Origin of the sequence: Mesorhizobium sp. M0768 (assembly GCF_040320195.1) — a bacterium.
Classification (GTDB): domain Bacteria; phylum Pseudomonadota; class Alphaproteobacteria; order Rhizobiales; family Rhizobiaceae; genus Mesorhizobium.
In genome coordinates, this window is sequence record NZ_JAMYPD010000008.1 from 148,709 (window position 1) to 172,596 (window position 23,888).

Sequence of the window (23,888 nt, forward strand, 5' to 3'; positions counted from 1 at the left end):
CCGGCGGCCTTTTGCAAATGAACTCAGCTGCTTAGAGCGCGGATGTGATCTGCAGCTCGTTGGCTCCGTCGAGGCCGTAAATGTCGTCACGGAACTGGACCACGCCCGGCCCTGTCGACCAGGCCGAGACGTAGAGAAAATAAACCGGCACCGGATTGGTGACCTGCACCGGCGTGTTCTCCCCGGTCTTGATCGCCGCCTCGAAATGCTGGCGATCCCAGCCCGGTGTGTCGCGCAGAATCCAGGTGACGAGGTCGCGCACGTTCTGAACCCGCACGCAGCCAGAGGAATCGAAGCGCATCAGCTTGCCGAACAGGCTCTGCTGCGGCGTGTCGTGCATGTAGACGCCGTCCGGGCTGGGAAAATTGATCTTGACTGAGGCCATCGCGTTGCCGGAACCGGGATCCTGGCGGAAGCGGTATTTGGCGGCATCATCGGTCGACCAGTCGACCGTCATTGGGTCGACCTCGCTGCCGTCCGGCGCAAACAGGCGGATATGGCTGTCCTTGAGATAGTTGGGGTCCTTCCGCATCAGCGGAATGATATCCTTGCGCACGATCGAGACCGGCGCGTTCCAGTACGGATTGACGATGATTTCGTTGATCTTGGAATTGACGATCGGCGTCTGGCGATCGATCTTGCCGACGATTGCGGTGTGGCGCAGCACAACGCGGTCGTTCTCGACAGCCTCGATCTGCGCCGCCGGGATGTCGACCAGAACATAGCGGTTGCCAAGCGTGCCGGCCCGCTCACGCAGCCGTTGCAGATTGGTCTGGAGCTGACCAAGCCGAACCGGCGCCGACACGTTCATTGCCGCGAAAGTATATTTGCCCGTGGTTCCGTCGGCCGGCAAGCCGTGACGCAACTGGAAGCGCTTGAGCGCCGAGTCGACGTACGAATCGAACGCTTCCGAGAGCCCGGCGCTCTGCGCCAGATCGCCCGATATCATCAAGCGCCTGCGCAGCGGCACCACATCGGGATCCTCGACGCCAAGCTGCAGCTTCTTGGTGTCTGGAACCTGTTCCCAGCCGCCTTGCGCGACGATATTCTGATACTGCATGATCGCCTGCTCGGTGAAGGACACCGTCTGCAGGCTGAAGATCGGCAGCGTCGAGGCAACCTTGCCGCCTTCGCTGGCACGCGCATCGAATTGGTCGTCCCAATTGCCGCGCGCCGAGGATTTCAGGATATCCCCGATCACATCCTGTGCACTGGCGCGGCCGGCGACCATTGCGGCTGCGAGCGCGGAGGCTCCTGAAAGGAAGAAACGGCGGCTGGTTCTCATGGACGTTCCAGACATTCTTGCTACAATTCAACCCACCGGGCGGTCTCGCCCGCACTCTAGAGTTGGCTTCTTAACAATTAGCCAACCATGGCCCGCATCACTTCGGTGTAAAACCACATGGGAAGTGACTTGAGCACAGGACAAATGCACGGCTTTGGCCCCAGCATCACCCGCATCTTCGGTTCCATTGGAATATGGCGGCAACGTGGCTGTTGCTCGAATTTGGATCGGCCGGCCTGACGAAACGGCAAGACCGGTGCTTTTCGGCACCGGCCTTTGGTCCACTCCGCGGCAGCACTTCCGTAGTCCAGCTTCAAATCTAGATGCGGCGGATGCGATTACATCCGGTAGGCGATGGTATCGTTCCAGAACCGATCCAGGCGCTGCAGGGCGCGGTTCATCTGCTTGAACTCCTCCGTGTTGATGCCGCCAACCTGCTCGATCGAACCGACATGGCGCTCGTAGAGGCCGGCGACGACTTCCGCCACCTCATTGCCCCTCGGCGTCAGCGAAACCCGCACCGAACGGCGGTCGATGCGCGAGCGCTGGTGGTTGATGAAGCCGAGATCGACCAGCTTCTTCAGATTGTAGGAGACGTTCGAGCCGAGATAGTAGCCACGCGAGCGCAGTTCGCCGGCGGTCAGCTCCGAATTGCCGATGTTGAACAGGAGCAGCGCCTGGATGGCGTTGATGTCGGAGCGACCGTTGCGGTCGAATTCGTCCTTGATCACATCAAGCAGACGGCGATGCAGCCGCTCGACCAGCTGCAGCGATTCCATGTACAGCGAACGGATCGCCTCGCGGCGGTCATCGGATACGTTGGCGGTCTTCGCCGCCGGACGCGAATTGATCATTGTCTTTGCCTCTCGTTTGTCGCCCGGTGATTTTTTGTTCTTCACCTTGACCGCGACACTATCGAATACTCATAAAATTCGACTTAAACGCCAAGGCTAACAAGAGCTTACCGGTAAGGGGTTTCGAAAGAGGCTTAACGGACGGTCACCCGAGCAAGGATAATTAACCTAAAGATTTAGCCAACGATCCTGGCCGGAATTGCTATCGCCGGGGTTGCCGCTTCTGGATCCAGATCACCACGCGGAACACTATGTAGAGCAGCGCCACCGCAAGGTGCGAGGCGACGATCAGCGGCCGGTGGCCGAACAACTCGGGGAAGCCAGCATACATGACGCACTCGGTCACCGCGCAGATGAACCAGATCACCGGCCCCCAGGACGCCAGCATCCACAGGCCGGCGGCAGCGAACGGAAAAAACACCGCCAGCACCACCGCCGCCACCTGCCAGTGTACCGGCATCAGGTCGAAGCGCCACAACGGGCCGGGGTAAAAGCCGATCAGCCGGATCCAGTACAAGATGCCGAACAGCAGACAGTAGCCGGCGATGACGCGCTGGAACCAGGCGAAGATGACCTCGATCGTCGAGGGCTGCAGCACCACGCGTCTCGAGGCGACCTCGCTCACAGCTTCAGTTCCCGTTCGCCGAGCGATGCGAAATAGGCGTCGACGTTGGCGGCGCTGACGTCATCGATACCTGCCGGCCGCCATTGCGGCGTCGAGCCTTTATCGATGATGGCGGCGCGGATACCTTCATAGAAGTCGTGCCCGGCAAGCATGCGGTTGAGGATACGGAACTCCATTTTCATGCACTCGTCCATCGACAACGTCTGCCCGGCGCTAATCTGGCGCCATGCAACATGCAGGCTGGTCGGTGAACGTGTGCGGATGGTGGCCAGCGTCTTTGCCGCGAACTCGTCGGCAGCGGCTGCCCGCTCCAGACTGGCGACGATATCGGCCAGCGACGGCTGCGCGAAATGCCGGGCGATGGCTTCCAGCGTCGGCCTGTCGGTCTCGCGCCTGGCCGGGACGAAGCAGCCGCGCAGCACCGATTCCGGGTCGCCGCTTTCCGCCAGACGGGCGAGGAAGCCGGCCTGGTCCTCCGCCTTGATCGTATGGGTGGCGAGGCCCGAGCACAAAGCATCGCCATAGCGGATGCGGTTGCCGGTCAGCGCCAGATACATGCCGAAGCTGCCGCCGAGATCCGGCAACAGATGGCTGGCGCCGACATCCGGGAAAAAGCCGATGCCGACCTCGGGCATGGCAAACTGGGCGTTTTCGGTCAGCACTCGCTGCGAACCATGGAAGGAGATACCTACGCCGCCGCCCATGACGATGCCGTCGATCACCGCGACATAGGGTTTCTTGAAGCGGGCGATGCGGGCGTTCAGCCGGTATTCATCGGCGAAGAAATCGACCGGAGGCCTTCCTGCGCGGCCGGCTTCGTAGATGTGGAGGATGTCGCCGCCCGCCGAAAATGCCCTGCCCTCGGCCTTGACGACGACAACGTCGACGCCGTCGTCGCGCTCCCAACTGCGCAGCGCCTTGTCCAGCGCCTTGACCATGCGGTGGGTTACGGCATTGAGCGCCTGCGGCCGCGTCAGCGTGACGACGCCAGCCCTGCCCAATCTTTCGAAGCGAATCTCGTCGCCTCCGCCAAAATCCATCGCCAGAGAATCCCTCCCCGCGCCCGCCGGGAGTGAAGTGCTAAAGCGTGGCGCATGGCCGCGTCAATGGCGGCGGCCAATCCGCTGCATGGTCGTCGGCGTCACCCAGTGCTAATGCTGGCGCTTTGAACCGGAAGGTTGAACCATGCCTTGGTTGCCGCGCCTTGCTGTTATGGTGGTCGGCCTGATCGCTGCGAACACTCCTCCCGTATCGGCCGAAACCGTCGACGAGCTCTATCAATCGCAGACCATCGTCACCGGCCAGGGCGAGGTCAACAGGCAGATCGGCTTCAAGGCCTGCCTCGATGCGGTGCTGGTTCGTGTGTCCGGCGATCAGCGGCTGCCGAAGAGAACTGAGATGGCGGCGCTGCGCGACAAGGCCGGCAGCTTCGTTGCCGAATTCCGCTATCGCGACCGTCTCGAAGGCATTCCAATCCATGACGAACAAGGCACCCATGACCGGCCGCATGATCTCACTTGTCTGTACAGGCCTGACGTTATCGATCCGGTGCTTGCCGCGCTTGGCAGCAATCCATGGCTTGGCGAGCGGCCACGCCTGGCAATTTTCCTGGCGGCGGAGCAAGGCACAAGGCAGTTCGTGCTGACCGCCGACGATGAGCGCGGGGCGGCGATGCGCGAATCCTTCGTCAATGCCACCGGTCCGCTGGTCATGCCGATTGTGTTTCCCGAAGCGTCACTGCTGTCGGCCTCGAAGCTTGACGACCAGGCCCTGCGCCATGCCGATATCACGACGCTGGACCAGCTTGCCAGGAAGGCCGGAGCCGACCAGGCGCTCGCCGGCAGTATCGTCTGGAGCGACAAGGAACTGGGCTGGATAGCCGACTGGCGGCTTGCCTTGAATGGCAAGAGCTACAATTGGCAAGTGCGCGGCGTCAGCTTCGACGAGGCATTCCGCGTCGCCATGCGGGGTGCTGCGCAGATCCTGTCGGGCAATGGCCAACCAGAATAGCGCCCGACAGGACCCTGGCACAATCGTGTCGCATTGGTCAGCAGCGGAGGCTCGTGGTAAAAGCCGCCCGATCCGGAGTTTTTGCGATGAACAAATTCACCCCTGCAAAGCCTGCCGGCGCGCGCAGCGTCGACGAGATCACCGGCAGCCGGCGTCTGCGGCGCATGCGCAAGGCCGATTGGTCGCGCCGCCTTGTCCAGGAGAACCGGCTCTCGGTCGACGATCTGATTTGGCCGATCTTCGTCGTCGACGGCAGACAAGTGCGCGAACCGATCGCCGCCATGCCCGGCGTGTTCCGCCTGTCGCTCGACCTCGCCGTCAAGGAGGCTGAGCGCGCGGCCAAGCTTGGCATTCCGGCGATCGCCACTTTCCCCAATGTGGAGCTCGGCCTGCGCGATCAGACCGGTTCGCACATCCTCGATCCGGAAAACATCATCAACCGCGCCACCCGCGCCATCAAGCGGGCGGTGCCGGAGATCGGCATCATCACCGACGCGGCGCTTGACCCGTTCACCTCGCATGGCCATGACGGCATCTTGCGCGAGGGCATTATCGTCAATGATGAAACGGTGGAGCAAGTGACGGCGGCGGCCGTCATCCAGGCGGCGGCGGGGGCCGACATCATTGCCCCCTCGGACATGATGGACGGCCGGATCGGTGCCATCCGCGATGCGCTCGACGCCAATGGATTTCAGGATGTGGCGATCATGTCCTATGCGACCAAGTTCGCATCCGCTTTTTACGGCCCCTACCGTGAGGCGGTCGGCACCGCCGGCCTGCTCAAGGGCGACAAGAAGACCTATTATATCGATCACGCCAATTCCGACGAAGCGGTGCGCGAGGCCGAGCAGGATCTGGCCGAGGGCGCCGACATGCTGATGGTCAAGCCCGGCCTGCCCTATCTCGACATCATCCGCCGGCTGAAAGTCGAGTTGCAGATGCCGACGTTTGCCTATCAGGTCTCGGGCGAATATTCGATGATCAAGGCCGCCGCCGCCAATGGCTGGATCGACGGCGAAAAGGCGATGCTGGAATCGCTGCTCGCCTTCAAGCGCGCCGGCTGCGACGGCATCCTGACCTACTTCGCGCCGGAAGTGGCGGCGATGCTCAAGGGGTGATGCGCTTTGTAGCGTCTACATCGAGTAGTGTTCGTTCGTCCAAAGCGCGACATGGAACGCCGCAGGACATCGCTTCAAGTTTACGCTGCCCCTCGTTGCCCTGCCGGGCATTTCTCCCTGTAAAGTGGCAGGGAGAAAGACGCGTTCGTAAAAGATTTCACCAATCTCCAGCGTTGCAAAAACATCGACGTTGCGGCCAGCCCCTTCTCCCCGTCACTATACAGGGAGAAGCTGCCGGCAGGCGGATGACGGGCGGCGCCGACATTGAGATTGGTTATTCCAACATGATTTGGAAGCGATTGCCCCGCCGGCGATTCAAAATACCGCTTGCAAAATGCAATCAGTTAAGCTACCCCAATAACTGCTTGCATCTCACAATTGGCTATCGAGGAGGCTCTCATGTCCAAACTTCGCGTCAGCGCCTTCACCCTGTCGATCGACGGCTTCGGCGCCGGTCCCGACCAAGACCTGAAGAACCCGCTGGGTGTTGGCGGAGAAGCCCTGCACGAATGGATGTTCGGCACCCGCACCTTCCGCAAGATGGTCCTCGGCAAGGATGGCGGGACCACGGACACCAACGAGGCGTTCGCGGCACGCAGCTTCGAAAATGTCGGCGCATGGATCCTCGGCCGCAACATGTTTGGGCCGATCCGCGGCGAATGGCCGGATGACAGCTGGAAAGGCTGGTGGGGTGACAACCCACCCTACCACGTGCCGGTCTTCGTGCTCACGCACCATGCGCGTGATCCTATTGTCATGGAGGGCGGCACGACCTTCTATTTCGTGACCGACGGCATCCACTCAGCGCTGGAGAAGGCGAAGGCAGTGGCTGACGGTAAGGATGTACGGCTGGGCGGCGGCGTTTCTACGATCCGGCAATATCTCAAGGAAAAGCTCATCGACGAAATGCATCTGGCGATCTCACCGGTCCTGCTAGGCGCCGGCGAGAGCCTTTTTGCCGGCATCGACATGCCCAAGCTCGGCTATCGCTGCAGCGAGCAGGTCGCGACGCCGAAGGCCACGCATGTCATCATCGAGCGCCCCTAGCTTGTTGCAGGGTGCCGCCATGGAGCGGCGCCCTCCTCGCCGCTTTAGTCAGTACTTCTCCGGCACATACTGTTCGCGCGGCAGTACCTGGCGCTCGTATTCGGGATTGAAGACGCGCTCCGCAGTGTGATCTCCTCGTGCGGCACCTCCTCATAGGGCACCTGCTTGAGGAGATGGTCGATGCAGTTCAGCCGTGCCTGTTTCTTGTCGTTGCCCTCGACGCTGAACCACGGGGCTTCCGGGATATTGGTGCGGGCGAACGTTTCTTCCTTGGCCTTGGTGTACTGCTCCCAGCGCACGCGCGACTGGAGGTCCATCGGCGACAGTTTCCATTGCTTCATTGGGTCATGGATGCGCATCAAAAAGCGCATCTGCTGCTCCTCGTCGGTGATCGAAAACCAGTATTTGACAGGCGTAATGCCCGAGCGGACCAGCATGCGTTCGAAATCCGGAACGTCGCGGAAGAACTCCTCGACCTGATCCGGCTGGGCAAAGCCCATTACCCGTTCGACGCCGGAGCGGTTGTACCAGGAGCGGTCGAACAGCACGATCTCGCCGCCGGCCGGCAGATGCGGAACGTAGCGCTGGAAATACCATTGCGACTTGTCGCGCTCGGTCGGCGCCGGAAGTGCTACGACACGGCAGATGCGCGGATTAAGCCTCTGGGTGATGCGCTTGATAACACCACCCTTGCCCGCCGAGTCGCGGCCCTCGAAAACCACGACGAGCTTCTTCTTGTGATAGGCGACCCAGGACTGCAGCTTGATCAACTCGGATTGCAGCGTGATGAGATCGCGAAAATACTGCAGGCGGTCGATCGATGGCGGATGTGCATTCTTGTAGATCTTGGCGATCTCCATCGACAGCGCCGGCTCCGAGATTTCCAGCTCATAGTCTTCATCCAGCGTGTCGGCGAGTTCCGCTTCCAGCCAGTCCCTGGCCGGGGAATTCTGTTTTATCTCGGTCATTTACGCTGCTCCGCTTACAGGCCTTGCCGGCCGCTGTCAGGCGCTCTGCCGCCCGGCCCGGCGGCCGGAAATCGAAGCGCTGGACCGATGTTAGTGTAGGCCGGCAATGACGGTTTTATTGCAGCCACTACTGAGCTGGCTGTGCGTTTCAATCCGCAAGATGTGATCGAGCTTGCCCTGCGGAACGGGCGACAAGCGGAACGAATTATCCTACAAATAGCTGGTTCATTGAGGGCTGTCGTCTGCAACGCCCTTTCCCGATAAATTGTGAGGATACGACATGGAATACCGCACTCTCGGCCGTTCCGGGCTGAAGGTTTCAACGCTGACCATGGGCACCATGACGTTCGGCGGCGGCGGCGCGTTTTCGGCGGTCGGCAAGACCGACCTCGACGAGGCGCGCCGGATGATCGACCTTTGCATCGATGCCGGCGTCAATGTCATCGACACCGCCAACGTCTATTCGAACGGCGTGTCGGAAGAGATCATCGGCGAGGCGCTCGGCGGCAAGCGCAAGGGCGACGTGCTGATCGCCTCCAAGGCGCGCATGCGGATCGGCAAAGGCCCCAATGATGAAGGCCTGTCGCGCTACCATCTGATCCGCGAATGCGAGAGGAGCCTGAAGCGGCTCAGGACGGATGTCATCGACATCTATTTCCTGCACGAGTGGGATGGCCTGACACCGCTTGAGGAAACCATCGGCGCGCTCGACACGCTGGTCGCGCAGGGCAAGGTCCGTTATGTCGGCTGCTCCAATTATTCCGGCTGGCAAGTGATGAAGGGGCTGGGGATCAGCGACCGTCATCACCAGCCGCGCTTCGTCACCCAGCAGATCCATTACACGTTGGAAGCGCGCGAGGCCGAGTATGAATTGTTGCCGATCTCGGTCGACCAGGGGCTCGGCGTGCTGGTCTGGAGCCCGCTTGCCGGCGGGTTGCTGTCCGGCAAATACCACCGTGACCAGCCGACCGCCCGCCAGCTCAGCGGCTGGTCGGAACCGCCGATCCGCGACGAGGACCGGCTGTGGCGGATCGTCGACACGCTGATCGATATCGGCAATAATCACGGCGTGTCGGCGGCGCAGGTGGCGCTTGCGTGGCTGCTCGGCCGGCCCGCTGTCAGTTCGCTGGTGATCGGCGGACGAACCGAAGCCCATTTCAAAGACAATATCGCCGCTGCAAGCCTTGTGCTTGCCGATGAGGAGCGCACACGGCTCGATGTGGTCAGCAGGCCGCCCGTGCTCTATCCCTACTGGCACCAGCAATTCACGGCAAAGGACCGGTTCGGGCCGGCCGATCTCGTTCTCGACCGCGACGGCGCCTGAAAAGCCGGGCTCTCCGGACTGCGCCGAGATATGGAGCCCGATCGTGCCTTGCGGTGTTGTGTTTGCGGTCCAATGCTCCTAGGCAAAGGCCAAGCACAACGAAAGGAAACGATATGGCACGAGCACCGAACTACGGTCAGGAACGCAAGGAACGCGACCGGCAGAAGGCTGCCAAGAAGGCGGAAAAGCAGGCTGCCAAGGTCGCAGCCAAGGAGCGATCGAAGCCCGAGGGCGAGAGCGAGTCCCAAACCAAAACCGAAACGGCAGAGTGATGATATCCGGGCTGCCAGGCGGGCCGGGCCTCGGTCAAATCCCGCTATGCCTCAGGCAGGCGCCTTGTCGCTGACGAAGACGTTCACTTCACGAGCGGCGGCAATGAAGGCCCGTCTTGCGTTCATGGCCGGCTTGTCGCCGGCCAGCGCATCATGACAGGCTTGCAACGCTTCGCGGTGCTTGGGGCTGCGCTTGCCGGGCCAATTGTTGAGGAGGTAGTCGGAAGCCTCGCGGGCCGTACGCAAGAGCTGATTGCTTCCCGCCGCGCCCTTGACGGTCACGGGTGTGTCAAATCGGTTGTTTTCCATCGCCGCTCTTACGCCATCGGCATTTGCGAAGCGAGACCGAAAGTAGCATTCTTCGCTCATCTGCTCTTTTCGTGATCAATGGCAGCCGATCCTCACTCAAGCGACGACGGCAAATCCACGGGCGCGCAGGCCGCGCCGGTCGTTGCGCAGCGAGGTCACCAGCCGGTCGCGGCTGCCGATGATATGGGCCGAAAGCAGGCGGGCGGCGGTATCGGCATCGCCGGCCCGCACCGCCGACAGAATGGCATGGTGTTCGGCCCAGGCGCGGCCGAGCGCTGCCTCGTCGCGAACCTCGAGCCAGCGGGCGCGCGACAGGCGCGTCATCGCATCGCGAACCGCTCTGAACAGGAACTCGTTGCCTGACAGGCGTGCCAGCTCGATATGAAAATCCCTGCCGACGCGATGCCATTCCTCGCGCGGCGTCTTGTCGTCGCAAGAATCGAGCATCGCCTCGATGATTTCGACGGCACTTCTGTCCTGCAAGGTGCAAGTCAGCCTGACTGCCGCGACCTCGACCGCCTCGCGATAGACGGCGATCTGCTCCAGCTCGGCAAGATTGATTGGCGAGACCGTCCAGCCGCGGCCGTCGCGGCAGATCAGGCCTTCGGTCTCGAGCCGCAGCAACGCAGCCCTGACCGGCGTGCGCGAGGCGCCGAAGCGGCTTTCGACCCAGCGCTCCGTCAGCCGCTCGCCGGGACCAATCTCGAGCCCGAGGATCATCTCGCGAAGCTGCTTTTCGACGTTCTGCATCTGCGACATTGGCGTTCCGTTCAGGTCATTCGTTCCGGCAATCGGGTCACTGGCCGGCGTTGGCCGATCACGCCGGCCTTTGTCGCTCATGTTTGAGAGGCCCGCATTGACAGCGACGGGGCTTGCGTTCATGACAGATACCAGCTTGGTATCCCAAATTGGTATCCACAGCAAGTTCCATGCAAGCTGGCCGGACAGGACAGACATGCCGCAAGACGCCAACCGCGCCACGCACAACGTCCACTGGCGCCGCAATCTCGCCGTGTGTTTTGCCGGCTCGTTCAGCACGCTTGTAGCGATGACGCTGCTGTTGCCCTTCCTGCCGCTTTACGTCGAGCAGCTGGGCGCAGAGGGCCATGCGGCGATCGTGCAGTGGTCGGGCGTCGCCTACGGCGCCACCTTCCTTGCCGCCGCGCTGGTCGCGCCCCTGTGGGGGCGGCTAGGCGACCGTTACGGCCGCAAACTGATGCTGGTGCGCGCCAGTTTCGGCATGGCGCTGTGCATGTCGCTGACCGGCATGGTGCAGACTGTCTGGCAATTGGTGCTCTTGCGCCTGCTGATCGGCTTTGCCGGCGGCTATTCTTCGGGTTCGACCATCCTGGTTGCCATGCAGACGCCGAAGGATCGCTCCGGCTGGGCGCTGGGCGTGCTGTCGGCCGGTATCACCGCCGGTGCCCTGGTCGGTCCGCTGCTTGGCGGCGCGCTGCCGCCGCTGATTGGCATCCGCGCCACATTCCTGCTCGCCGGCGGCGTCATTTTCCTGGCTTTTCTGGCAACCACCTTGCTGATCAAGGAGGCGCCTCGCCCGGTTGCCGCCAAGGCCGCGTCAGAAGAAAAAGTGAAAGACAGCTGGTCGCAGATTCCCGACAAGCGCCCCGTCGTCGCCATGCTCGCGACCGGCATGCTGTTGAGTTTCGCCACCATGTCGATCGAGCCGATCATCACCGTCTATGTCCAGCAGCTCATCGAAGATCAGAGCCAGGTCACGCTGGTCTCCGGCATCGTCATGTCCGCGGCAGCGCTCGGCGCCATCCTGTCGGCGTCGCGGCTCGGCAAGCTCGCCGACCGTATCGGCCACTGGAACGTGATCGTTGCCGCACTCGCCGTCTCGGCGCTGCTGCTGATCCCGCAGGCCTTCGTTACCCAGGGCTGGCAACTCGTCGTCCTGCGTTTCCTGATGGGCCTGGCGCTTGGCGGTCTTTTGCCCTGCATCACCAGCGTCATCCGCCACAATGTGCCCGACGGGGTCGGCGGCAATGTGCTTGGCTTGTCGATCTCGGCGCAATATGTCGGGCAGGTCGCCGGACCATTGCTCGGCGGCTTCGCCGGCGGCCATTTCGGTATGCGCTCGGTGTTTCTCGGCACATCCATTCTGATGGCGGGCGGAGCGGCCTATAACTGGCTGGTCCAGTCGCGCCGCGAGCGCGACATGCTGGCGGAAGCCGGCAAATCCTGACACGGTTCGCAGCACTATCTCAGGCGGTCGCTAGGAATCACGGAGGCGTGGACATGAGCACGGATGAACACGCGGCAGGCGGCCGCATTCTGGTTTTTGCCGGCGGCCTATGCGGCGCGGCTGGCGTGGCGCTTTCGGCGGCGGCGGCGCATCTCGGCGGCGCTTTCGTCGGTACGGCCGCATCCTTCCTGCTCTTGCATGCGCCGGTCTTCCTTGCCGTCGGGCTGCTCGGTGGCAATAGCATCCTGCGAACCGGAAGCCTCATCCTTCTCGTCGGGCTTCTGCTGTTCTCGGGAGATCTTTTGGCCCGCGACTTCCTTGGCTCGCGGCTGTTCCCGATGTCGGCGCCGATCGGCGGCACGTTGCTCATCGGCGGCTGGCTGATGATGGCCGCCTCGGCGCTGGTGCGGCCGCGCCCTTGACGCGGCAGCCAGGTTCGCCGGTTCTGTCAGTCTTGGCGACGTTCGGGCCGGACTTGGCCGTCGCGTTTGGCCGTTTTGACCACACGCCGCCGCTCCGGCCGTTCGGTGGCCGGCGATATGCCCCAATAATTGCGATAGATGTCTTCGAACAGATGCTTGATCGGGTGCATGGCTTAATCTCCTTTTTGAATCGATCCAATCAGCGGGCACAAAAAATAGGCCGCCGATCAGCTCCGCTTGCGTCCTACGAGGAAACGCAGGTCGCGAATCCACGGACCGGTCCTGTCGCGCCCCTTGCGGGCCTCCGCGCTCGAGCGGATGCTCCAGTCGTTCCGGTAAATGTCCTCGAACAGATAATTGACGGGGTGCATGGCACTCTCCTCTTGTATCGATCCAGTCTGCGGGCAAAACCGCTCTTGGATCGATTCAAGAATATGCGTCACAGCACAAATGTCAAGCAAAATTTGAATCGATCCAAGGAAGATGTTAGTAATCGGCACTACTGTCGGACAGGAGTCCTGGAGACGAACAAATGACATCACCCACCGAGGGCAGCAGGAGGCCCATCCGGCTGGCGGACATCGCCAAAGCCGCGGGCGTATCGCACGGCACTGCCTCCAATGCCTTCAGCCGTCCCGAAATCGTGCGCGAGGAAGTCCGCGAGCGGGTCAAGGCGGCGGCCGAGGCGCTGGGCTACGCCGGCCCGGATCCCAAGGGCCGGCTGCTGCGCGCCGGCAAGGTCAATGCAATCGGCGTCGCCACAACCGAGCCGCTGTCCTATTTCTTCGACGACCCGTTTGCCCGCGTGATGATGGCCGGCATCTCGGAAGCCTGCGACGCCACCGGCGCGGGGATAGCCCTCGTGTCGGCTGGCAACGAGGAAAAACTTGCCTGGAATATCCAGAGCGCCCTCGTGGACGGCTTCATCCTTTTCTGCATCGAGGGCGGTCCGCGTCTCGTTGAGCTGACGCGCGAACGAAAGCTCCCCTTCGTCGCGCTCGAGCTCGGCTCGCAGGACGAGACGGTCTCGGCGATCAGTATCGACAATGTTGCCGGCGGCCGGCTCGCGGCGCGCCATCTGGCGGAACTTGGACATCGCCGCTTCGCCGTGCTGTCGCTGGCCTTCGCCGACGACAGCACCGGTCTTGTCTCGCCCGAGCAGGTCCGGACCGCAGTCTATACCGGAACCCGTGACCGCCTCCTCGGCTATTTCGAAGAGCTTTCCCGGTTTGGTGTCGACACCGCCAAGGTGCCGGTCTACGAGACGGAAAACGATAAGGCGAGCACAAGGGCCGGTCTCGAAACCATCTTCGCCTCGGCGGAACCGCCGACCGCCATCCTGGCGATGTCGGACCGGATCGCGATGGTGGCATTGGAATGGCTCAACGCACGGGGCATCGCGGTTCCCCGCGATATTTCCGTCGTCGGCTTCGACGGCGTGCCTGAAGCCGCAACTTGCGAGCCTCCGCTCACCACCATCGCCCAGCCGATCGCCGAGATCGGCCGCCGGGCAGCGCGAAGAATCCTCGACTTCGACGGCACCGTGCGGCGAGAAACGCTCGACGTCGAACTTGTCGTCAGGGCATCTTCCGGACCGCCGCCAAGTACAGGCTGACTGGGGCAGATCGGCTCCAAATCTTACCTGTTGGCCGCCATGGGACCGATGCCAAAGGATGGACGGACAGGCGGCGCCTCATTGCGGACCGGCTTGCCCTTGCCGGACCAGCCGATAGCGGACAGCCATTCCAGATAGAAGGCGAGCGCGAACTGCATGGCGATGCCGGCGGCGAGCAGCAGACTGTCATAGGCAAAGCCGCCCGGGTTGACCAGCTTCATCACCTGCGCCGCCATGGCAATCACCGTGCCGGCAATGAAAACCGGCAGCGAGCGTTTGCCCAATATGGCGAGCGGATTGTCGCGGCCGGTGCGGAACAGGTTCGAGACGAAAGGCAAGGCGACAACCAGGTAGCTCATCGCCAGGATGTGCAGCAGTCGCGGCAACGACAGGAACGTCTTGTCGAAACCGGTCAGCACCACCGGCAGGTCGAGCCACGACACATGCCCCCACAGCGGGCTGTGCACCCAGACGAGCGCCGTCAGCACATAGGCGGCGGCCGCGCCGACCAGCCAGCGATTGACCGGGATGGTGCCGCCGCGCCGCACATGCAACACGCTGGCCATGCCGATATTGAACAGCAATTGCCATGACAGCGGATTGAGGAACCAGAAGCCGGGCTCCGGGTAGTTCGGCGGCGCGATCTGGTAGATTCCGGCAATCAGCCAAAGGGCTGCGGACACAGCAAGCGCCGCCAGTGGCCGGTAGCTGATGAACAGCAGGAAGACCGGCGCCATCAACAGCAGCGCCGCATAGACCGGCAGTATGTTGTTGTAACCGAGCTGATGGCCGAGCGTGACGATGCCGACCAGGACTTGTGGCGGGTTCGTGACGAGCGGCTCGATGTTGATCAGCGTCAGAAGGTCCGGCCGTTTCGCAAACACCGCCGCCGCGCAGAAGATGGCCATGACCACCATCGTCGTGACGATGTGGGTGACGTAGAGCACGCCGGCGCGGCGCCACATTTTCAGCGTTGCAATCAGCCGGTTTCCCGGCTGGAACTTAGTGCCGTAGGCGAGAGCGACGGACATGCCGGAGATCAGCACGAAGGCCTCGGCCGCATCGGAAAACCCGAAATTCTTGTAGGTCAGGGTTTCGAAAACGGTGCCCGGCACGTGGTCGATGAATATGGTCAGGAGGGCGAGAGCCCGGAACACGTCAATACGCGTATCGCGTTCCGGCGAAACTGGCATGGTCATCGATAAAAGGCCTTAAAGCTGGTTGTTTATGCCCGGCATGCGATCACTCGGGCGACCACCCGGCGCACACTGCTTCGATCCCCCCGCGGGGATTATATGGGCAAAGAAACGGACTGAAATGCGCCCGGTTCAATCAACTTTCGCGGAGCTTGAAAATATTTCGTTTTGAAGCCGGCAAATTAACGAAAGTAACGCGAAATCAAAAGGATGTGACTATGGCCGAGGAGAGCCTCGAAGACGGTATTCTGCAGGAAAATTCAGGCTTTTTCTACCGGCTCCTTCGACCCGCCAACTTACCCGGTGACTGGCTGTTCCTGTTGCATGGATCGGGTGTCGACGAGACGACCTTGCTGCCGCTTGGTCGGCAAATCGCGCCGCATGCTGTGCTGGTTGCGGTCCGTGGCCGCATTCCTCAGGAGGACGGGTTCCGTTGGTTCACGCGAATGACCCCGACGCGATTCGAGCAGGCAAGCATCCGCGCGGAGGCGGAGGCATTCGCGGGCTTCGTCGCCGGCGTCGCGAAGCGCCACAGCCTCGATCTCCGTCGCGCGACCTTTCTCGGTTATTCGAACGGCGCCAATTTGGTTTCAAGCGTCATGCTGCTGCATCCGGGCCTCATCGAGCGCGCCGCATTGCTGCGTCCGATGCCGGTGCTCGACGAGGTGCCGCCGGCCGACCTGTCGAAGGCGCGGGCGCTGATCATCGCCGGCGCCGCCGACCTGACCTACGTGCCATTCGCGCCGGTGCTGGCCGCTCTACTGAACTCGCATGGCGCCAAGGTCGAGGCCCACACCGTCGCCTCCGGCCATGAAATTGGCGATCCGGACGCCGACATCGTCAGGCAATGGCTGGCGGATCCTGCGGTCGCCGTTGCAGCGTCGGATCGATGAGCCCCGAAGCTACCCTCGCCCCATGCGGTTCCAGGCGTCCAGCCCGGCGATCTTGTAGGCTTCCGCCAGCGTCGGGTAGTTGAAGGTGTTGTTGACGAAGAAGTCGACTGTGCCGCCGAGATTGATGACCGCCTGGCCGATGTGGATGAGTTCGGTCGCGCCCTCGCCGACAATATGGGCGCCGAGCAGACGGCGTGTTTCGATCGAGAACAGAAGCTTCAGGAAACCGGTGTTGACACCCATGATGTGGCCGCGCGATGTCTCGCGGAACCGCGCCACGCCGACCTCGTAGGCGGCACCGCTCTCGCGCACCTGCTCCTCGGATTGCCCGACGGTGGAGATTTCCGGCACGGCGTAGATGCCGTAGGGAAAGGTTTCGGGCGGGGGCGGCAAGGGCACGCCGAAGGCATGGCAGGCGGCCACCCTGCCCTGCTCCATCGAGGTCGATGCCAGGCTCGGAAAGCCGATGACATCGCCGGCGGCATAGATGTTGGGCGCGCTGGTCTGGAAGGTCTGCGGATCGACCTTGATGCGGCCTCGCGAATCAGCCTCGATGCCGACGGCGTCGAGCCCTAAATTGCCGACATTGCCGGTGCGTCCCGCGGCATAAAGCACGATCTCGGAACGTATGGTGCGGCCGTCGGCCAGCGTCACCTCAGCATAGTCGGGTTTCGAGGCGATCTCCTTGACGGCACTGCCCAATCGGATGGTCATGCCGCGGTCGCGCATCTGATGGATGAAGTCGTCGACGATCTCGCGGTCGACGAAATCCAACATCGTGTTGCGCGGCTCGACCAGTGTCACCGGAACGTCGAGTGCCGAAAAGATTGTCGCATATTCGACGCCGATGACGCCGGCGCCGATCACCGTCAGCGTGCGCGGTAGCCGATCGAGCTCCAGCATCTCGTCGCTGTCGAAGATCCGTGTCTTGTCGAACGGCACGTCGCGCGGCCGGTGCGGCCGGGTGCCGACCGCGATCAGCGCATGGGCGAAGCCAACCTCGCTGTAGTCGCCGGTGTCGGTGGTCAGGCTGACCTTGTTGGGGCCCAGGAATTTTACCGCGGCGCGCGCACTCTTGACCGTGTTGCGCATGAACTGGTGCTGCAGCACCTCGACCTCATGGTCGAGCGTCTTGTGCAGGCGCTCGACCAGATCGCCGACCGAAATGTCCTGCTTGACGCGGTAGCCGCGTCCATAAAAGCCGCGCTCGCGCCAGCCGGAGAGGTTGAGCACCGTCTCGCGCAACGTCTTCGACGGTATAGTGCCGGTATGCACCGAAACGCCGCCGAGACGCCGGCCCCTGTCGACCACCAGCACCGACTTGCCGAGCTTGGCCGACTGCACCGCGGCGCGGCGCCCGGATGGGCCGCTGCCGATGACCAGCATGTCGTAGTCCATGTCGCCCCGTCCCCTCGGCTCGGCGCGCTTTGTGCGCCGCAGCAAACTAACGCTATCCGCGCCGTGAATTCAACAAGTCAGACGGCCCCAGGCGCTCTGTCGCCATCTACACGGCGGCGAAAGGCTCGATCTTGATTCCGCCGCGAACCTTCACCATTTCATCAATACGCGGCCCGTGCATTAACCCGGGTTCGATTACGAGGAAATGGCATGAACGCTCGCGTTCTCGACGGCGAAATCATCACCAGCAGGCTCGAAGATGTCCGCTCTTATGAGGGCGTGCGCACGCGGCGCATTCTCGCTTTCGTCATCGACTATTTCATCGTCGCGCTGCTCACCATTCCATTCGCGATCCTGGTGTTCCTGTTCGGGCTGTTGACGCTCGGCCTCGGCTGGATGCTGTTTTCCATTCTCGTGCCGACCGTCGCCATCCTCTACATCTGGAACACGCTCGGCAGTAAAGACCAGGCCACCACCGGCATGAAGATGATGGGCATCCGGCTCGACCGTCTCGACGGCAGCCGCATCGACGGGCTGACCGCCGTCGTGCATTCGGTGCTGTTTTGGGCCGGTAATGTCATCCTTTCGCCGCTGGTCCTGCTGGTGAGCCTGTTTTCCGACCGCAAGCGCACGCTGCACGACCTGCTGCTCGGCACCGTTGTCAGCCGCAGTGGCCGCTGAGCAGACTTTTGAAGCGCGGCCGCAGCCTTTGCGCACAAATGTGAAGACGTCCAATCAACCAGGCTTTCACAATCCTGTTGAATTTTTCGGCGTCCGCGCCAAAGGTAGAGCGATTCGCAGGAGTATTTCCAAGGCTCGATGACGCAGCACCCGACCCAGTCGCCGCAGTTCTTTCTGACCGCGCCCTCGCCATGTCCCTATCTCGAGGGCCAGTTCGAGCGCAAGGTGTTCACACACTTGGTCGGCGACAAGGCCCCCGAGATGAACGATCTGTTGACGCAGGGCGGTTTCAGGCGCTCGCAGAACATCGCCTACAGGCCGGCCTGCGAGACCTGCCGCGCCTGTGTGTCCGTGCGCATCCTGGCGCAGGAATTCACCGCCAGCCGCAACATGAAACGGGTCATACAGCATAATTCGGATCTGGTCGGCGCCATGCACGACGCCGAACCCTCCACCGAACAGTATTCGCTGTTCCGCAGCTATCTCGACGTCCGCCACCGCCGTGGCGGCATGTCTGACATGACCGTGCTCGACTACGCCATGATGGTCGAGGATACCCATGTCGACACCAAGGTCATCGAATACCGTCGCCGCGGACCTGACAGCTTCATTACCGGCAAGGGCCAGGGCGAACTGATCGCCGTGGCGCTTACCGACAAGATGGCCGATGGCCTGTCGATGGTCTATTCCTACTTCAACCCGGACTTCGAGGACCGTTCGCTCGGCACCTTCATGATCCTCGATCACATCGCCCGCGCCAGGGCGATGGGCCTGCCCCATGTCTACCTGGGTTACTGGGTCAACGGCTCGCGCAAGATGAATTATAAGATGCGCTTCCAGCCGCAGGAGCATCTCGGCCCGAAAGGCTGGGAACGCTACAATCACGAAGCGGTTTCGCGCTGATCTTCGCTTTCGGTATTCACTCTTAAATTGTTTCGAGGAGGATGCCGCTGGGCTTCCGGCCGATCGGCTGGGAAACCGGGCGGGTCAATTTTGCGCCTCCAAGCCTACGCGAGAATTGCCGCATGTCTTCCCACAACGACCACCAGAGAGGCCTTCTGATCACCGCCATCGGCGGGCTGACGCTGACCGTCGACATTCCGCTGATCCGGCTCGCCGACGGCGAGGCGTGGACGATCCTGCTGTTGCGCACCGGCACGACCTTCGTCGCCACGCTTATCATCTGGGCCGCCTGGCGCTCGCTGAGCGCAAAGGCACCGCAGCTTGTGCCAGGCTGGTCAGGGCTCATCGTTGCCGGCCTCTACGGGCTCGGCTCGATCGCCTTCATCACCGGTGTCTACAGTACCTCGACTGCCAACCTCGTTTTCATCCTGGCGTTCACAACCATGTTCGCGGCCCTTTTGTCATGGCTGTTCCTGAAGGAGAGGCCACGGCCCCTGACGCTTGCAGCGCTGGCACTGATGATCGTCGGCGTGACGATCATTGTCGGCGATTCCGTTGGAACCGGACATCTCTTCGGCGACCTGATGGCGCTATGCTCGGCTTTCATGATCGCCGCGGCCATCACCATCTCGCGCGCCAGCGGCAAGGATATGGGTTTCACGGCGCTGATCGGAGTGGTCCTGCCGCTGGCCGTCGCCACCCTGATGGTTTCCAAGGTGGGTTTTCACGTCAACGCGCCATGGTGGATCGTCTTCAACGGTGCCGTCATCATGCCGATCTCGTTCTTCTGCCTCGCCAACGGCCCGAAATACATCTCCGGGCCGGAGGTGGCGATGTTCTACCTGCTTGAAACCGTGCTGGCGCCGGTCTGGGTGTGGATGATCTTCGCCGAAACACCGACGCGCAACAGCCTGATCGGCGGCGCGATCCTCATCATGACCTTGATCGGCCATTCGCTCTGGCAGTTGCACGACGGGCGCAAGCGCCGCGCCACGTTCGCCGTCAGTCACCCGGCCTGATTCTTTTTCGCGGCGGCGCGTTCGGCAACAATTTCAATCTGCGGCGGTGCATCTTCCTGCTCCGCCGGTTCGGCGGCAGCGAGTTCATCGGTCAGTTCCACCTCGCGCAGCCATTCGCGCCAGATTGCAACCAGCAGGGCCATCAGCACCGGGCCGATGAACAGGCCGAGAAAACCCATTGTCTTGACGCCGCCGATCAGGCCGAAAAAGGTTGGCAGGAAGGGCAGCTTTATCGGCCCGCCGACCAGCTTCGGGCGCAATGTCTTGTCGACGATGAAGAGTTCGACCGCGCCCCAGACGAACAGCGCCAGCCCCGCCATCGGCGAGCCGCTGGCGGCGAGATAGATCGAGACCAGCGTGAACGACAGCGGCGCGCCGCCGGGGATAAGCGCCATGATGCCGGTCAGCGCGCCGAGCGTCACCGGCGACGGTACGCCGGCCAACCAGTAAGCGCTGCCCAGCACCAGTCCTTCGCCGATGGCGATAACGGTCATACCGGTAACCGTCGACGAGATCGTCGCCGGCACCACGCGTGAGATCCGTTCCCATCGGGCCGGCAGGATGCGTTCGCCGAGGCGATCGACCTGCCCGGCGAAATGCTCGCCGTCGCGATAGGCAAAGAACAATGCGATCATCATGAACAGCAGCGTCAGCAAAAGTCCGAAGGCGCTGCCGCCGGCGGCAAGCGCGCCGCGATAGATGCTGCCGATATTGGCGCCGCTGATCAGCTGGATCAGTTCGCCGATACCGCCTGGATGGCCAACGTTGACCGTCCACTGTTCATTGAGCCATTCGCCTACTAAAGGCAGCGTGGCGATCCAGTGCGGCGTCGGCGCGCCGTAGCGGTTGGTCTCGATAGCCCAGCCGACCCATTCGCGCACCTCGTTGATGGCGTAGGTGCCGGCAAGCGCGATCGGCACCACCAGGAAGGTCAGGATGAACAGGATCGCAAGCGTAGCGGCAATCGTGCGGTTGCCGCCGACGCCTGCGAGCAGCCGCCGATAGAGCGGCCAACTGGCGAAAGCGATAACCAGGGCGGCAAGGACCGGGAACAGGAAGCCGTGGAAAAAATATACGCCGGCGGCGACGATCAGCACCAAGAGCCAGCGCGCCGCCGACAGCGGCGGAATGACAGCGGCCCTGAGCGGCGTCGACAGGCCAAACAGACGCTGTTGCCGCTCTGGCTTCTGGATCCTGATTTCCTTCAATCGCCCAATTCTCCCTAGCCCATCGCATCGCTTATGCACTGATATAGTGCAGCAATCGTGACGACATTCCAAATGTTCGGGTGGCGCTTCTAATCTCCCCCCTTGAGGGGGAGATGTCGCCGAAGGCGACAGAGGGGGGGTCGGGACGTCCTGACGCGACCTTACCACGAACAAAGCAGGCTGGCGCTTCATGCGCGGGGATCCCCTCTGGCCTGCCGGCCATCTCCCCCTCAAGGGGGGAGATTACCGCTTCACCCGAACTTGCCAGTCCTCGGGAAACCCTTCGGCACCATGCGGCCGGCCGAGGCGCGGGCGCCGATCCATTCGGCAAGCTCGTCACGCGATTTGGTGAAGGTGCGGTCTGCCGAATCCTGCCAGGACAGGCCGCTTGCCAGCGTGAAGGTCTTGAGGTCGAGGACACCGCCATCCTTGTATTTCTGCAGGCGCACGCCCTTGCCGCGTCCCATCTCGGGGATCTCGGCCAGCGGGAACACCAGCATCTTGCGGTTCTCGCCGACAATGGCGAGATGGTCGCCGGCGACGCTCACACAGCGCTGGGCTTCGTCGGGTGCCTTGACGTTCATCACCTGCTTGCCCTTGCGGGTGTTGGCGACGACTTCTTCTTCCGGCACGATGAAACCGTTGCCGTCATGCGACACCAGCAGCAGCTTGCGCTTGGGATCATGGACGAAAGCGGTGACGATATCCTGGTCGTTGTCCATGTCGACGATGATGCGGATCGGCTCGCCGTGGCCACGCCCACCCGGCAGCCGGTCGGCGCCGATCGTGTAGAACTTGCCGCCGGTGGTGAAGACCAGCACCTTGTCGGTCGTCTGGGCGTGGAAGGCGAGCTTGAGGCTGTCGCCTTCCTTGAAGGTCAGGGCCGAATGGTCGGTCAGATGACCTTTCATGGCCCTCAGCCAGCCCTTTTCCGAAACCACCACGGTGACCGGCTCGCGCTCGATCATGGCGTGGGCGATATCGGTCAGGTCATGCTCGGGTGCGTCGGCGAACTCGGTGCGGCGCTTGCCGATCTCGGTGTCGGGCCCGTATTTCTGGCGAACATTGGCGACTTCCCACTTGATCGTCGCCCACTGCTTGGCGTCGGACGCAAGCAGTGCCTCGATCTGCTTCTTCTCGCCGGTCAGGCCATTGAATTCCTCGCTGATTTCGAATTCCTCGAGCTTGCGCAGCGCTCTCAGCCGCATGTTGAGGATGGCTTCAGCCTGGGTGTCGGTCAGCGACCAGCGCACCATCATCACCTGCTTGGGCTCGTCCTCCTCGCGGATGATCCTGATCACCTCGTCGATGTTGAGGTAGGCGATCAAATAGCCGGCGAGGATCTCCAGCCGCCTTTCGATCTCGCCGAGGCGGTGCTTGGAGCGGCGGATCAGGACGTCGCGGCGGTGCTCCAGCCATTCCTTGAGAACACCTTTCAGCGACAGCACGTTCGGCACCTTGCCGCGCGATAACACGTTCATGTTGAGCGGAAAGCGGCTTTCGAGCTCGGTCAGCTTGAACAGTGATTCCATCATGATGCCGGGATCGACCGAGCGGCTCTTCGGCACCAGCACGACGCGGATGTCCTCGGCGCTCTCGTCGCGGATATCCTCGAGCAACGGCAGCTTGCGCGCCATCAAGAGCTCGGCGATCTTTTCGATCAGCCTGGCCTTCTGGACGCCGTAAGGGATTTCGGTGACGACTATGTTCCAGGTGCCCCTGCCCTGGTCCTCCTGGCTCCATTTCGCCCTGACGCGAAAGCCGCCGCGACCCGTTTCGTAGGCTTCGAGGATCGAGGCTCGGCTGTCGACGATGATGCCGCCGGTCGGGAAATCCGGACCTTGCACGAAATCCATCAGCTTGGTGACGGGCGCATCCGGATGATCGATCAGGTGAAGCGCGGCGTCGCAGAGCTCGGCCGCATTGTGCGGCGGGATCGAGGTCGCCATGCCGACGGCGATGCCGGACGAGCCGTTGGCGAGCAGATTCGGGAAGGCGCCGGGCAGCACGGCCGGCTCCTCGTCTTCCTCGTTGTAGGTCGGGCGGAAATCGACGGCGTCCTCGGTGATGCCTTCCAGCAGCAGCGTCGACACTTCGGTCATGCGCGCTTCGGTGTAGCGCATGGCGGCGGCGTTATCGCCGTCGATATTGCCGAAATTGCCCTGCCCGTCGACCAGCGGGTAGCGCATCGAAAAATCCTGCGCCAACCGCACCAACGCGTCGTAGATCGACTGGTCGCCATGCGGATGGAATTTGCCCATCACCTCGCCGACGATGCGGGCGCATTTGGCAAAACCCTGGTCGGGGTTGAGCCGCAACAGGCGCATGGCATGCATGATGCGACGATGCACCGGCTTCAATCCGTCGCGCACGTCCGGCAGCGCCCGGTGCATGATGGTCGACAGCGCGTAGGCGAGATAGCGCTCTTCCAGCGCCTTCTTCAGATCGACCGGCTCAATATTGTCGCCGCCGCCACTCTCGGGCGGCAAAAGCCTTTTTCCCATGGGCTGGCACTAGCCGAGCGGGTGATTCGCG

At 62.5% G+C, this 23,888-nt stretch carries 24 protein-coding genes and 1 pseudogene; 12 read left to right on the top strand and 13 right to left on the bottom strand.

From position 1 onward, the window contains the following. Positions 1 to 31: 31 nt before the first annotated feature. The 4 genes from NKI08_RS13740 to NKI08_RS13755 form a co-directional block, all read right to left on the bottom strand. A complete protein-coding gene (locus NKI08_RS13740; RefSeq protein ID WP_023674488.1) occupies positions 32 to 1,285 on the bottom strand; it encodes a L,D-transpeptidase family protein in 1,254 nt (417 codons plus the stop codon). A 338-nt stretch (positions 1,286 to 1,623) separates the two neighbouring features. Then, the gene (gene ldtR, locus NKI08_RS13745) at positions 1,624 to 2,139 is read right to left on the bottom strand and encodes a transcriptional regulator LdtR (protein WP_352770075.1); all 516 of its coding nucleotides are present in this window, start codon (positions 2,137 to 2,139) and stop codon (positions 1,624 to 1,626) included. Positions 2,140 to 2,341: 202 nt separating this feature from the next. Beyond that, positions 2,342 to 2,764, bottom strand: a complete 423-nt coding sequence (locus NKI08_RS13750; RefSeq protein ID WP_023674485.1) for a DUF6163 family protein — start codon at positions 2,762 to 2,764, stop codon at positions 2,342 to 2,344. Beyond that, positions 2,761 to 3,804, bottom strand: a complete 1,044-nt coding sequence (locus NKI08_RS13755; RefSeq protein ID WP_352770078.1) for an enoyl-CoA hydratase/isomerase family protein — start codon at positions 3,802 to 3,804, stop codon at positions 2,761 to 2,763. The genes NKI08_RS13750 and NKI08_RS13755 overlap by 4 nt, the downstream gene beginning before the upstream one ends. Before the next feature lie 145 nt (positions 3,805 to 3,949). Here NKI08_RS13755 and NKI08_RS13760 point away from each other — a divergent pair, with 145 nt between their 5' ends. The 3 genes from NKI08_RS13760 to NKI08_RS13770 all read left to right on the top strand — a co-directional run bounded on the left by NKI08_RS13760 (position 3,950) and on the right by NKI08_RS13770 (position 6,939). Continuing rightward, a complete protein-coding gene (locus tag NKI08_RS13760) occupies positions 3,950 to 4,774 on the top strand; it encodes a DUF8605 domain-containing protein (RefSeq protein ID WP_352770080.1) in 825 nt (274 codons plus the stop codon). Between the two features lie 86 nt (positions 4,775 to 4,860). Next, positions 4,861 to 5,892: a porphobilinogen synthase gene (gene hemB, locus NKI08_RS13765; RefSeq protein WP_352542426.1), complete on the top strand. Its 1,032-nt coding sequence runs from the start codon at positions 4,861 to 4,863 to the stop codon at positions 5,890 to 5,892. A 399-nt stretch (positions 5,893 to 6,291) separates the two neighbouring features. Further along, positions 6,292 to 6,939: a dihydrofolate reductase family protein gene (locus NKI08_RS13770; RefSeq protein WP_352770082.1), complete on the top strand. Its 648-nt coding sequence runs from the start codon at positions 6,292 to 6,294 to the stop codon at positions 6,937 to 6,939. A gap of 48 nt (positions 6,940 to 6,987) precedes the next feature. On the opposite strand, the pseudogene ppk2 reads toward NKI08_RS13770, so the two are convergent. Next, positions 6,988 to 7,907: pseudogene (gene ppk2 / locus NKI08_RS13775) on the bottom strand (polyphosphate kinase 2). Between the two features lie 280 nt (positions 7,908 to 8,187). Here ppk2 and NKI08_RS13780 point away from each other — a divergent pair. Both NKI08_RS13780 and NKI08_RS13785 read left to right on the top strand, forming a co-directional pair. Beyond that, positions 8,188 to 9,231 (top strand): aldo/keto reductase, encoded by a 1,044-nt coding sequence (locus NKI08_RS13780; protein ID WP_352770084.1) that lies wholly within the window; start codon positions 8,188 to 8,190, stop codon positions 9,229 to 9,231. Positions 9,232 to 9,344: 113 nt separating this feature from the next. Further along, on the top strand, positions 9,345 to 9,503 hold the full coding sequence (locus NKI08_RS13785; RefSeq protein ID WP_254817539.1) for a hypothetical protein: 159 nt from the start codon (positions 9,345 to 9,347) through the stop codon (positions 9,501 to 9,503). A gap of 51 nt (positions 9,504 to 9,554) precedes the next feature. Here the strand turns inward: NKI08_RS13785 and NKI08_RS13790 are convergent, their stop codons facing one another. Further along, positions 9,555 to 9,812, bottom strand: a complete 258-nt coding sequence (locus NKI08_RS13790; RefSeq protein ID WP_023674477.1) for a DUF982 domain-containing protein — start codon at positions 9,810 to 9,812, stop codon at positions 9,555 to 9,557. Positions 9,813 to 9,908: 96 nt separating this feature from the next. Further along, the gene (locus NKI08_RS13795; RefSeq protein WP_352472024.1) at positions 9,909 to 10,571 is read right to left on the bottom strand and encodes a GntR family transcriptional regulator; all 663 of its coding nucleotides are present in this window, start codon (positions 10,569 to 10,571) and stop codon (positions 9,909 to 9,911) included. Between the two features lie 196 nt (positions 10,572 to 10,767). Here NKI08_RS13795 and NKI08_RS13800 point away from each other — a divergent pair, with 196 nt between their 5' ends. After that, the gene (locus NKI08_RS13800) at positions 10,768 to 12,018 is read left to right on the top strand and encodes a multidrug efflux MFS transporter (RefSeq protein WP_352472026.1); all 1,251 of its coding nucleotides are present in this window, start codon (positions 10,768 to 10,770) and stop codon (positions 12,016 to 12,018) included. A gap of 53 nt (positions 12,019 to 12,071) precedes the next feature. Then, positions 12,072 to 12,440, top strand: coding sequence for a DUF423 domain-containing protein (locus NKI08_RS13805; RefSeq protein WP_352472028.1), 369 nt, complete (start codon positions 12,072 to 12,074; stop codon positions 12,438 to 12,440). Between the two features lie 26 nt (positions 12,441 to 12,466). Here the strand turns inward: NKI08_RS13805 and NKI08_RS13810 are convergent, their stop codons facing one another. Together NKI08_RS13810 and NKI08_RS13815 are read right to left on the bottom strand one after the other, a co-directional pair. Beyond that, the gene (locus tag NKI08_RS13810) at positions 12,467 to 12,610 is read right to left on the bottom strand and encodes a hypothetical protein (protein ID WP_352472029.1); all 144 of its coding nucleotides are present in this window, start codon (positions 12,608 to 12,610) and stop codon (positions 12,467 to 12,469) included. 57 nt (positions 12,611 to 12,667) lie between these two features. Further along, the gene (locus NKI08_RS13815; RefSeq protein WP_352472030.1) at positions 12,668 to 12,811 is read right to left on the bottom strand and encodes a hypothetical protein; all 144 of its coding nucleotides are present in this window, start codon (positions 12,809 to 12,811) and stop codon (positions 12,668 to 12,670) included. A gap of 161 nt (positions 12,812 to 12,972) precedes the next feature. Between NKI08_RS13815 and NKI08_RS13820 the strand changes: the two genes are divergently transcribed. Continuing rightward, positions 12,973 to 14,055, top strand: coding sequence for a LacI family DNA-binding transcriptional regulator (locus NKI08_RS13820; protein WP_352682066.1), 1,083 nt, complete (start codon positions 12,973 to 12,975; stop codon positions 14,053 to 14,055). Positions 14,056 to 14,078: 23 nt separating this feature from the next. Here NKI08_RS13820 and NKI08_RS13825 read toward each other — a convergent pair whose 3' ends face one another. Then, the gene (locus NKI08_RS13825) at positions 14,079 to 15,254 is read right to left on the bottom strand and encodes an OpgC family protein (RefSeq protein WP_352770089.1); all 1,176 of its coding nucleotides are present in this window, start codon (positions 15,252 to 15,254) and stop codon (positions 14,079 to 14,081) included. 215 nt (positions 15,255 to 15,469) lie between these two features. On the opposite strand from NKI08_RS13825, the gene NKI08_RS13830 reads away from it, so the two are divergent. Continuing rightward, positions 15,470 to 16,144 carry an alpha/beta hydrolase gene (locus NKI08_RS13830; protein ID WP_352770092.1) on the top strand — a complete coding sequence of 225 codons (675 nt, stop codon included), beginning with the start codon at positions 15,470 to 15,472 and terminating at the stop codon, positions 16,142 to 16,144. Positions 16,145 to 16,153: 9 nt separating this feature from the next. Here the strand turns inward: NKI08_RS13830 and sthA are convergent, their stop codons facing one another. Beyond that, positions 16,154 to 17,542: a Si-specific NAD(P)(+) transhydrogenase gene (gene sthA / locus NKI08_RS13835; RefSeq protein WP_352472033.1), complete on the bottom strand. Its 1,389-nt coding sequence runs from the start codon at positions 17,540 to 17,542 to the stop codon at positions 16,154 to 16,156. A gap of 210 nt (positions 17,543 to 17,752) precedes the next feature. Between sthA and NKI08_RS13840 the strand changes: the two genes are divergently transcribed. The 3 genes from NKI08_RS13840 (at position 17,753) to NKI08_RS13850 (ending at position 20,145) form a co-directional block, all read left to right on the top strand. Next, positions 17,753 to 18,223 carry an RDD family protein gene (locus NKI08_RS13840; RefSeq protein ID WP_352472034.1) on the top strand — a complete coding sequence of 157 codons (471 nt, stop codon included), beginning with the start codon at positions 17,753 to 17,755 and terminating at the stop codon, positions 18,221 to 18,223. Between the two features lie 138 nt (positions 18,224 to 18,361). After that, the gene (locus tag NKI08_RS13845; protein ID WP_352472035.1) at positions 18,362 to 19,126 is read left to right on the top strand and encodes an arginyltransferase; all 765 of its coding nucleotides are present in this window, start codon (positions 18,362 to 18,364) and stop codon (positions 19,124 to 19,126) included. A 122-nt stretch (positions 19,127 to 19,248) separates the two neighbouring features. After that, positions 19,249 to 20,145, top strand: coding sequence for a DMT family transporter (locus tag NKI08_RS13850; RefSeq protein ID WP_352770096.1), 897 nt, complete (start codon positions 19,249 to 19,251; stop codon positions 20,143 to 20,145). Here the strand turns inward: NKI08_RS13850 and NKI08_RS13855 are convergent. Then, positions 20,133 to 21,353 (bottom strand): AI-2E family transporter, encoded by a 1,221-nt coding sequence (locus NKI08_RS13855; RefSeq protein WP_352770098.1) that lies wholly within the window; start codon positions 21,351 to 21,353, stop codon positions 20,133 to 20,135. The genes NKI08_RS13850 and NKI08_RS13855 overlap by 13 nt on opposite strands. Before the next feature lie 251 nt (positions 21,354 to 21,604). Further along, positions 21,605 to 23,857, bottom strand: coding sequence for a DNA topoisomerase IV subunit A (parC, locus tag NKI08_RS13860; RefSeq protein WP_352770101.1), 2,253 nt, complete (start codon positions 23,855 to 23,857; stop codon positions 21,605 to 21,607). Positions 23,858 to 23,888: the final 31 nt, after the last annotated feature.

Coding starts and splice junctions, on each gene's coding strand:
- NKI08_RS13740 (WP_023674488.1), bottom strand. CDS start 1,285: ATGAGAACCAGCCGCCGTTTCTTCCTTTCAGGAGCCTCCGCGCTCGCA.
- ldtR (WP_352770075.1), bottom strand. CDS start 2,139: ATGATCAATTCGCGTCCGGCGGCGAAGACCGCCAACGTATCCGATGAC.
- NKI08_RS13755 (WP_352770078.1), bottom strand. CDS start 3,804: ATGGATTTTGGCGGAGGCGACGAGATTCGCTTCGAAAGATTGGGCAGG.
- NKI08_RS13760 (WP_352770080.1), top strand. CDS start 3,950: ATGCCTTGGTTGCCGCGCCTTGCTGTTATGGTGGTCGGCCTGATCGCT.
- hemB (WP_352542426.1), top strand. CDS start 4,861: ATGAACAAATTCACCCCTGCAAAGCCTGCCGGCGCGCGCAGCGTCGAC.
- NKI08_RS13770 (WP_352770082.1), top strand. CDS start 6,292: ATGTCCAAACTTCGCGTCAGCGCCTTCACCCTGTCGATCGACGGCTTC.
- NKI08_RS13780 (WP_352770084.1), top strand. CDS start 8,188: ATGGAATACCGCACTCTCGGCCGTTCCGGGCTGAAGGTTTCAACGCTG.
- NKI08_RS13785 (WP_254817539.1), top strand. CDS start 9,345: ATGGCACGAGCACCGAACTACGGTCAGGAACGCAAGGAACGCGACCGG.
- NKI08_RS13790 (WP_023674477.1), bottom strand. CDS start 9,812: ATGGAAAACAACCGATTTGACACACCCGTGACCGTCAAGGGCGCGGCG.
- NKI08_RS13795 (WP_352472024.1), bottom strand. CDS start 10,571: ATGTCGCAGATGCAGAACGTCGAAAAGCAGCTTCGCGAGATGATCCTC.
- NKI08_RS13800 (WP_352472026.1), top strand. CDS start 10,768: ATGCCGCAAGACGCCAACCGCGCCACGCACAACGTCCACTGGCGCCGC.
- NKI08_RS13805 (WP_352472028.1), top strand. CDS start 12,072: ATGAGCACGGATGAACACGCGGCAGGCGGCCGCATTCTGGTTTTTGCC.
- NKI08_RS13810 (WP_352472029.1), bottom strand. CDS start 12,610: ATGCACCCGATCAAGCATCTGTTCGAAGACATCTATCGCAATTATTGG.
- NKI08_RS13815 (WP_352472030.1), bottom strand. CDS start 12,811: ATGCACCCCGTCAATTATCTGTTCGAGGACATTTACCGGAACGACTGG.
- NKI08_RS13820 (WP_352682066.1), top strand. CDS start 12,973: ATGACATCACCCACCGAGGGCAGCAGGAGGCCCATCCGGCTGGCGGAC.
- NKI08_RS13825 (WP_352770089.1), bottom strand. CDS start 15,254: ATGACCATGCCAGTTTCGCCGGAACGCGATACGCGTATTGACGTGTTC.
- NKI08_RS13830 (WP_352770092.1), top strand. CDS start 15,470: ATGGCCGAGGAGAGCCTCGAAGACGGTATTCTGCAGGAAAATTCAGGC.
- sthA (WP_352472033.1), bottom strand. CDS start 17,542: ATGGACTACGACATGCTGGTCATCGGCAGCGGCCCATCCGGGCGCCGC.
- NKI08_RS13840 (WP_352472034.1), top strand. CDS start 17,753: ATGAACGCTCGCGTTCTCGACGGCGAAATCATCACCAGCAGGCTCGAA.
- NKI08_RS13845 (WP_352472035.1), top strand. CDS start 18,362: ATGACGCAGCACCCGACCCAGTCGCCGCAGTTCTTTCTGACCGCGCCC.
- NKI08_RS13850 (WP_352770096.1), top strand. CDS start 19,249: ATGTCTTCCCACAACGACCACCAGAGAGGCCTTCTGATCACCGCCATC.
- parC (WP_352770101.1), bottom strand. CDS start 23,857: ATGGGAAAAAGGCTTTTGCCGCCCGAGAGTGGCGGCGGCGACAATATT.